This is a genomic window from Variovorax sp. Root473 (assembly GCF_001426505.1).
Classification (GTDB): domain Bacteria; phylum Pseudomonadota; class Gammaproteobacteria; order Burkholderiales; family Burkholderiaceae_C; genus Variovorax.
On the sequence record NZ_LMEV01000011.1, the window covers coordinates 23262 to 31555 of the forward strand.

Below are 8294 nucleotides of genomic sequence, written 5' to 3' on the forward strand. Positions count from 1 at the left end.
TCAGGAAAAAAGACGCTTCAAAAACCCAGGCTTGGCCGCCGGTGCCGGCGCCGCCGCCTTTTCGAGCAGCTCGATGAGCCCGTCCACGCGCGGCTTCTTGAGCCGGCGCGCGTAGTCAAGGTAGCTCTCTTCCTCGTCCATGCGATAGAACTGCGGCGGCATCGGCAGTGGGCCCGGCACCGCCGACAGCAGCACGCGCAGCGCGTCCAGCTGGTTCATGCGGATGGTGCTCATGATCGCGGTCTCGCCGAGCGAGGGAATGATCTCGTTGGGCTGCGCGAGCCCGCCATCGAGCAGGGGCGGGATCGCCGCCGCTTCGCCTGCGACCGCCGCCGCGCCCAGCGCCTCGAGCGCCGCCAGCTTCTCGGGCGAGAGGCTGGCCAGGTAGGCGTCGCTGCGCTTGTCGTCCTCGTCGCGCGCATCGCCGCCCTGCATGACCATGAAGTCGGTCACGAGCGCCACGGGCTCGCCCGCGGCGTCGAGCGCCCAGAAGCTCGGGTAGCTGCCGTCGCCCCAGCCCGCGCTGAAGATCAGCACGTTGTTCGCGCTGCCCGCGCCCAGCGGGTAGTGGTCGGCGATGTCGGCCGAGGCGAGGTCGGCGCCGAGCACGTCGTCGTAGTAGCTCACGTACTCGGGGTTGGTGGCGGACTCGCGCGCCTCGCGCTCCGCCATGGCCTTGGCGCCGTCGACGTCCATGAAGCAGCCGACGCCGGCATCGACCGGGTAGCCGTAGAACTCGTCGCCGCCAAGGTCGTCCTGCGATTGCCCTTCGAGCAGCGCCGCTTCCCACTGCAGGTCGCTCGCCTGCAAGCTGCCCCGCTCACGCAGCCACAGCACGGCCAGCGCATGGCGGCCGCCGCCTTGCAGCACCTCGACGGGGAATGCGCCCCGCCCGCTCACGCTGCGAACGAAAGGCTCGCGCTCGGGCTGCACCAGCGGGTCGCAGGCCACGATGCGGCCGCTCGTGACGTTCAAATCGCCGCAATGCTGGCGCTGCAGATGACGTGCGCGCAGCGCCTCGTCGTCAAGAAAAATGCTCTGGAGGTTGTCGATGTCTAGATAGGCCATGCACCCAGTTTCTCATTCCCCGTCAGCGGCGGGCCACACCGGCGGATGGCTGCCCGGCGGCATCGACGGCCGCGGCCAGGCGGCCGGCGTGCGCGACAACTGCGCGCTGTGGCGCACCGCCGTCAGCTCGCCAAAGCCCGAGGCCGAGGTCTCGACATACGGCTCGACACCAGCCCGGGCGATCGACAGCCCGCCGTCCACACGCCCCAGCCCGCGCAGCCACTGTCCCGTCTGCGCCAGCGACACCTGCACATGCCAGCTGCCGCCCTCCTGCTGCTGGCGCCACAACGCCGCCGCGGCACCGAGGGCGATCAGGTAGCCGCTCGCCTCGTCGAGGATCTGCATGGGCATCGGGCGCGGCTTGCCGTCGCCAGCCGCCTCGCCTTCCGCATGGTTGAAACCCATGGCGGTCTGCACCAGCGAATCGAAGCCGCGCCGGTGGGCCCACGGCCCCTGCGTGCCATACGCCGTGAGCGACACGCAGACGATGCCCGGCCGCTCGCGCGCCAGCGCCTCGGGGCCGAAGCCCAGCGCCGCGACACCGCCGGGGCGGTAGCCCTGCACGAAGACGTGTGCGTCGGCGACAAGGCCGTGCAGCACGGCGCGGCCCTCGTCGGTGCACAGGTCGACATGCGCCGAGAGCTTGCCCCGGCTGGTGTCGGCGATGGATTCGATGTTCGGCAGGTTCGGCGAATTGACCAGCAGCACGTCGGCGCCATAGGCCGCCAGCGCGCGCCCGCCGACCGGCCCCGCGAGGATGCGCGTGAGGTCGAGCACGCGCAGGCCTTCGAGCGGACGCTGGTCGTTGCGCAACGGTGGCAGTGCGCGCGGCGGCGCGTCGCCGATGCGCTCGATGGTGAAGAGCGGTTGCCTCGCCACCGCCTGCCCCTGCGGCGTCGCGTCCCATTCGTCGAAGCGCCGCAGTGCGGTCGCCACCAGGCCTTGGGCGGCGGCGGCCGATTCGAAATCGATCGCGCGCCAGCCTGCCATCGCGGCCTCGGCGTCGGCGCGCGTGGCGATGGCCGGGTCGAGCTTCATGAGGCGCAGCGCGCCTTCGCGGTGGTGCTTGAAGTTCGCATGGATACGCACCCACCCATCGGCGCAGCGGTACATGCCCGAGAAGGTGTCCCACAGCTCGGGCACGCGGCCGTCGAGGCTGAACCAGCCGGTGCAATCGAGCGCAGCGTGCAGCGTGTCGACCGCCACGTCTTGGCGCGCCACGCCGCGCCGGTGTCCCAGTTCGCAGGCCGCGAGCGCGGCGGCCGCGATGCTGGCCTGCGCCGCGAGGCCGACCCGGAAGGACGATGGCAGCACCGGGTCAGCGCCCGTGAGCCGCGCGAAGGCCAGCGCCTCGGCGGGCAGCCCCGCCAGTTGCCAGAGACCCGCCAGGATTTCTTCACTCGTTGCCATGCATCAACCCTTCAGGGACAAGAAGAAATGAACAGGAAATGAAAAAGGCAGGGTCCGCTTGCGCGGCCCTGCCCTTGTTGTCGTTGCGTTCGCGACCTTGTGCGGGTTGCTTACTGGATCAGCTTCGCACCGGTCTTGGCCTGCAGCGCGTCGAAGCTCACGCCCGGCGCGAGTTCGATCACCTTGAGGCCTTCGGGCACGACGTCCATCACGGCCAGGTCGGTGATGATGCGGTCGACCACGCCCACGCCGGTCAGCGGCAGCGAGCACTGCTCGAGGATCTTCAGGTCCTCGGTGCCGTCCTTCTTCTTGGCGACGTGCTCCATCAGCACGATCACGCGCTTCACGCCGGCCACGAGGTCCATGGCGCCGCCCATGCCCTTGACCATCTTGCCGGGGATCATCCAGTTGGCGAGGTCGCCCTTGGCGCTGACCTGCATCGCACCGAGGATCGACAGGTTGATCTTGCCGCCGCGGATCATCGCGAAGCTGTCATGGCTGCCGAAGATGGCGCTGCCGGGCAGCGTGGTCACGGTCTGCTTGCCGGCGTTGATGAGGTCGGCGTCGACGTTGTCTTCGGTCGGGAACGGGCCGATGCCGAGCATGCCGTTTTCGCTCTGCAGCCACACTTCCTTGGTGCCGGTGTGGTTGGCCACCAGCGTCGGGATGCCGATGCCCAGGTTGACGTAGAAGCCGTCTTCGAGTTCTTGCGCGGCACGGGCCGCCATCTGGTCTTGGGTCCAGGGCATCTCAGGCTCCTTCTTTCTTGTTGACGGCCTTCACGGGCGATTCGCTGCCGGCGGCGGCCTGGGCGATGGCCGTCTGGGCCTCGACCTTGGCGGCGGCGGCATCCACCGGTGCCGACGCGCTCAGGGTGCGCTTCTCAATGCGCTTTTCAGGCGTGGCGTTGAGCACCAGGCGGTGCACGTAGATGCCCGGCAGGTGGATGTCGTCGGGCGCCAGCTCGCCGACTTCGACGATCTTCTCGACCTCGACGATGCAGACCTTGCCGGCCATGGCGGCGGCCGGATTGAAGTTGCGTGCCGTGAGGCGAAAGCGCAGGTTGCCGGCCTTGTCGGCCACGTCGGCCTTGACCAGCGCCACGTCGGGCACCAGCGAGTGCTCCATGACGTAGGTCTCCCCGTTGAACTCGCGCAGTTCCTTGCCTTCGGCCACTTGCGTGCCCACGCCGGTCTTCGTGAAGAAAGCCGGAATGCCCGCGCCACCGGCGCGCAGCTTCTCGGCCAGCGTGCCTTGCGGTGTGAATTCGAGGGCCAGTTCACCGGCCAGGTACTGGCGCTCGAACTCCTTGTTCTCGCCCACGTACGACGCGATCATTTTCTTGATCTGGCGCGTCTCGAGCAGCTTGCCCAGGCCGAAGCCATCGACGCCCGCGTTGTTCGAGATGACGGTGAGGTTCTGCACGCCGGAATCCTTCAGCGCGTCGATCAGCGCTTCGGGAATGCCGCACAGGCCGAAGCCGCCGACCGCGAGCGTCTGCCCGTCGGCCACGACCCCCTTGAGTGCCGCGTCTGCGGAGGGAAAAATCTTGTTCACTCGGGCTCCTTGATGGGTGTGGAGAGTGGGTGGGAAAGGCGTCAACGATACTACCTACTCGTATACGTAGTATTTCGTAATGGTGACACCTGATGCCTGACATCGACTACCGGTTGGCTTTTGAACATGCGCCTGTCGGCATGGTGGTGTCGAGCAACCGCACCATCGTCGCCTGCAACCAGCGTGTGTGCGAAATCTTCGGCGCGGAGCCCTCTGCATTGGTCGGGCATTCGTTCAGCATCCTGTACCCCAGCGTGGCGGAGTTCGAGCGCATCGGCAAGCGCATGGAACCCTTTCTGAACGCCAGTGGCCACTATGCCGACAACCGCATGATGAAGCGCCTGGGCGGCCTGCACGGCGCGCTGGCCGGCGAGACCTTCTGGTGCCACGTCACCGGCCACGCGATGAACCGCGCGGCGCCGCACGAGGCCGGCATCTGGACCTTCGAGGACCTGGGTTCGCGCCGCGCGGTGAAGGCCGAGCTCACCCCGCGCGAGCGCGAAGTGGCGGCGCAGGTGATGCGCGGGCTGACGTCGAAGGAGATCGGGAAGGCGCTGGGCATCAGCCATCGCACGGTGGAGCTGCACCGGGCGCGGTTGATGCGCAAATACGCGGCGGCGACCACCGCCGAACTGGTTCAGAAGCTCATTGCGGGCTGACGAGCCAGAACGCCATGCGCGCGATGTCGCGCAGCGGGATGCCGTTCTGCTTCGTCGCCCGGCGCGCTTTCCCTTGCATGGCCATGTTCTGATTTCTGGGCAGGAGTTCCCCGCCAGAGCCACCGGATCATTGCGGAAACGGAAACGCCGTGTCGACAAAACCCGTGCGTCATCGCGCCGTGAGAGGCCTATCGTGGAACCCACGCGAACACATCGTTCGTCCCACACAGGAGCAGACACCATGTCCACCCCCCTTCACTCCGAAAAGAACCTCCTTCAGCAGACGAAGCTGACCGTCGCGCAAGCCCGCGCGCTGGCCGGGCACCAGGTCCCCATGGCGCTCGGCCTTGCGGCGGTGATCCTGTCGGTGCTGGGCGTCAAGCCCTGAGGCGGATCGCCGCGTCGGCGTGGCGATGAAGATATCGACATTGCCCGCCACCCCGTTCGTTGATGGCCGGCCCCGAGCCCTTGCACGGCACCTGCGCGAGGCCTTGCGCGATACCGACATCGGCGAAGCCACGACGTCGCAACCCGATGCACCGCTGCAGACCCTCACGCACGCCAACGCCCGCTCGCGGGCAACACCAAAGACTGACTTGCCCGCACGCGTGGGACCGACCAGACTTTGCGCATGGCCCTGTTCCCGCATCCATGACCACCGGCAAACCCGCGCGCAAGCTCTCGGCCGTGCCGTCCACCTTGCGGATTCCGCTGGCCGCGCGGGCGTCGGGCGATGCACTCTTTCCGCAGATGGCCGTGCGCGATGCCTACGCCGCCGCCATCCTCGAGAAGATCCGCGACGACGACCACGCGCTGCCCGACGACCGCACGACCATCTTCGGCATCCTCGCGCGCACGCGGCGCTTTCGCAGCCTGGCGCAAGACTTCCTCAAACTGCACCCCGGTGCACGCATCGTGAACATGGGCTGCGGCCTGAGCCACTACTTCCAGTGGCTGGACGACGGCAAGTCGCGCATGACCGATGCCGACCTGCCCGAGGTGCTGGCGCTGCGCCGAGAGCTGCTGCCCGAGACCCATCCGCGCCACGACGTGCGCGAACTCGACCTGGGCGCGCCCGACTGGTGGGGCCAGCTCGACCTGCCGCGCAAGCGCCAGGCACAACCCGTCTTCCTGTTCGCCGAGGGCGTGCTGATGTACCTCGCGCCCGAACAGGTGAGCGCCGTGTTCACCACCTTCGGCGAACGCGCGCCGCCGGGCTCGGTGCTGGCCTTCGACGCGATGTGCTGGCTGGCCGTGGGCCGCGCGCGCCAGCATCCGTCGGTGCGCGCGACAGGCGCGGAGTTCCAGTGGGGCCTGCGCCGGTACGACGACCTCACGCGGCCGCATCCGCGCCTGCAGCTGGATGGCACCTACCGCGTGATGGAAGGCATCGGCTGGCCCTATACGCTGTTTGCGCCGATGGTGCTGTTCTTCCTCGGCGTGCCGATCTATGCGGTGTACGCGCTGAGCGCGAAGGACTGACGGGGCATTGCCGGCGCAAGCGAAGGGCGCCGGCGGCGGCGGCGGCGGCGGCGGCGCGGCCGACAGCATCGTGAAGTCGTCCTGTACGTACACAGCCTCGTCGGCCAGCAGCAGCCCTTGCGACGTGCGCTTGCCGCTGAGCCGGTTCATGGCGTGATAGCCGAGAAAGAACAGCGGAATCTCGTCGCCCACCCACGGCTGGGGCAGGTACATCTGCTCGACTGCCGCGCCACCCGCCGCGTTGCGCCACGCCGCCGCCGACGCGCTGCAAGCCGTCCTCGACGATCCGGATGCGGACGGACACGACACCTGGGCCGAACTGGGCGAGGACGACGAGGACTACCTCGCATGGCTGGCCAATCTGAAGAGCCTGCAGGCGCGGTTGCGCAGCTAGTTCGGCACCGCGGAACGCGCCCGGCGTTCCGGCCAGAACGTGTGTCGTGTTACGTAACAGGCGGCGACAGCTGCCCGTTTTGCACCCCCGGCGCACGCAGCCTGTCCGCACGAAAGTCGTTTCCAATCAACGAGATACGTCGCTCTCGGTCTGGCGCCGGCAGCTGAAGCCGAAGGCGGCACGCATGTTGCCCTCTGTAGTCATTTATTTGACGAGGAGGCCGCATGACCACCCCCGAAACGCCGATCGCTTCGATCCCCGCTGCCGCTGAAAGCGGTGCCCCCGTGGTGCTTGCACAGGCCAGCGTCACGCCCCTGGGCCCCGCCGGCGCCAGCGCCCCCATGGCCGCGCCCGCCGGGCCGACCAGCCTGGGCACGCTGTCCAATGCCACGCCCGGCACGGTCGTCATGCGCGACGGACTGCGCATGCCCGTGGACGGCAACCAGACCCTCATTGCAGGCGATCGCGTGATCGTGCCCGACGGCGGCCAGGCCAACGTGCTCTTCCCCGGCTCGGCCACCAACAAGGCGCCGCTGGCCGGCGTGTTCGCGGGCGGGACCGACGCCACCATCACCTCGACCAAACTGTCCAGCGGCCTGGAGCAGGTGAACGTCGACGTGGCCGCAGGCAACCTCGATGTCACCTCGCCCGACAGCGACGCGGAAGCCGCAGCCCTCGCGGTCAGCAAGAAGACCGCGGGCGGCAGCGGCATCGGACTGGGTGAATTCGCACTCGGCGCACTGGGCGCCATCGGCCTGGGCGCCGCCCTGGGCAGTGGTGGCGGCAGCGACGGCGGCGGGTTCCCGCTATTCCTCTCGGGCACTGGGGACAGCGACGCGGACGCCGACTCGGATGCAGATGCCGACTCCGATTCGGATGCAGACGCCGATGCCGATGCCGATTCGGACGCTGATGCCGATTCGGATGCAGACGCCGACTCGGATGCCGATGCCGATGCCGATGCCGATGCCGATGCAGACGCAGACGCAGACGGCGACCACCTGCTCGATCCGGGCGACGGCCTCGCCGGCCACCTGCTGGGCGCCCTCGACGACGCGCTCGGCCTGGGCGGCGGTGCGGCCAACGCGCGCGGCGGGTCCGGTTCGTCGGGCACGCTGGCCTCGCTGATGCCCGTGGCCGACGGCCTCACCGACCTCGTCGACGACCTGCTCTCGCCGGTCACCGGCGAAGAGTTCACGGCCGACGATCCCAACGAGTTCGAACCCGTGGACAACGTGGTCGAAGACATCGCCATTCACGTCGGCGGGGTGCTGACCCCCGTGGTCGACGGCCTGCTCGGCAACGGCCTGACCGACGCCCTCGTCGGCTCGCTGATCGGCCAGGTCGACTACCTGACCGACGCACTGGGCAACGCGCTCGAAAACGTGCTGGGCAGCGAAGGCCTGCTCGGCGGCCTCACCACGCCCTTGGGCCTGGACGGCCTCGTGGACGACCTGCTCGGCACCGACGGCGTCGTCGGACAGGTGCTCGAAGGGCTGCTGGGCGAAGGCAGCCTGCTGGGCAGCGTACTCGGCGAAGACGGATTGATCGCGCAATTGCTGGGTGAAGACGGCCTGCTGGGCGGTGTCCTTGGCGATGACGGTCTGCTCGGCGGGGTCCTGGGCGGCGATGGCGGCCTGCTCGGTGGTGTGCTCGGCGACGACGGCCTGCTGGGTGGCCTGCTCGGCGGCGACGGTGGCTTGCTTGGCGGCGTGCTCGGTGAC

The 8294-nt window shown here is 68.7% G+C and carries 9 protein-coding genes and 1 pseudogene; 6 read left to right on the plus strand and 4 right to left on the minus strand.

The annotated features are described in order from the left end of the window. The 4 genes from ASD34_RS05320 to ASD34_RS05335 all read right to left on the minus strand — a co-directional run bounded on the left by ASD34_RS05320 (position 1) and on the right by ASD34_RS05335 (position 4035). Positions 1–1068 carry a DUF4241 domain-containing protein gene (locus tag ASD34_RS05320; protein ID WP_056573805.1) on the minus strand — a complete coding sequence of 356 codons (1068 nt, stop codon included), beginning with the start codon at positions 1066–1068 and terminating at the stop codon, positions 1–3. Between the two features lie 12 nt (positions 1069–1080). Further along, positions 1081–2478 carry a CoA transferase gene (locus tag ASD34_RS05325; protein ID WP_056573808.1) on the minus strand — a complete coding sequence of 466 codons (1398 nt, stop codon included), beginning with the start codon at positions 2476–2478 and terminating at the stop codon, positions 1081–1083. Positions 2479–2588: 110 nt separating this feature from the next. After that, complete coding sequence (locus tag ASD34_RS05330) at positions 2589–3227, minus strand: 3-oxoacid CoA-transferase subunit B (RefSeq protein WP_056573812.1); 639 nt, start codon at positions 3225–3227, stop codon at positions 2589–2591. A 1-nt stretch (position 3228) separates the two neighbouring features. Then, a complete protein-coding gene (locus ASD34_RS05335; RefSeq protein WP_056573815.1) occupies positions 3229–4035 on the minus strand; it encodes a CoA transferase subunit A in 807 nt (268 codons plus the stop codon). Positions 4036–4127: 92 nt separating this feature from the next. Here ASD34_RS05335 and ASD34_RS05340 point away from each other — a divergent pair, with 92 nt between their 5' ends. The 6 genes and pseudogenes from ASD34_RS05340 to ASD34_RS28065 form a co-directional block, all read left to right on the plus strand. Continuing rightward, positions 4128–4694: a LuxR C-terminal-related transcriptional regulator gene (locus ASD34_RS05340; RefSeq protein WP_056573819.1), complete on the plus strand. Its 567-nt coding sequence runs from the start codon at positions 4128–4130 to the stop codon at positions 4692–4694. Positions 4695–4935: 241 nt separating this feature from the next. Further along, on the plus strand, positions 4936–5082 hold the full coding sequence (locus ASD34_RS27835) for a hypothetical protein (RefSeq protein WP_200937529.1): 147 nt from the start codon (positions 4936–4938) through the stop codon (positions 5080–5082). Positions 5083–5345: 263 nt separating this feature from the next. Then, on the plus strand, positions 5346–6176 hold the full coding sequence (locus tag ASD34_RS05345; protein ID WP_200937530.1) for a class I SAM-dependent methyltransferase: 831 nt from the start codon (positions 5346–5348) through the stop codon (positions 6174–6176). Positions 6177–6183: 7 nt separating this feature from the next. Then, positions 6184–6333, plus strand: a complete 150-nt coding sequence (locus ASD34_RS27455; protein WP_157609642.1) for a hypothetical protein — start codon at positions 6184–6186, stop codon at positions 6331–6333. A gap of 84 nt (positions 6334–6417) precedes the next feature. Then, positions 6418–6570: a hypothetical protein gene (locus ASD34_RS27460; protein ID WP_157609643.1), complete on the plus strand. Its 153-nt coding sequence runs from the start codon at positions 6418–6420 to the stop codon at positions 6568–6570. 224 nt (positions 6571–6794) lie between these two features. Then, positions 6795–8294 (plus strand): annotated as a pseudogene (locus tag ASD34_RS28065) (hypothetical protein); the annotation flags it as partial.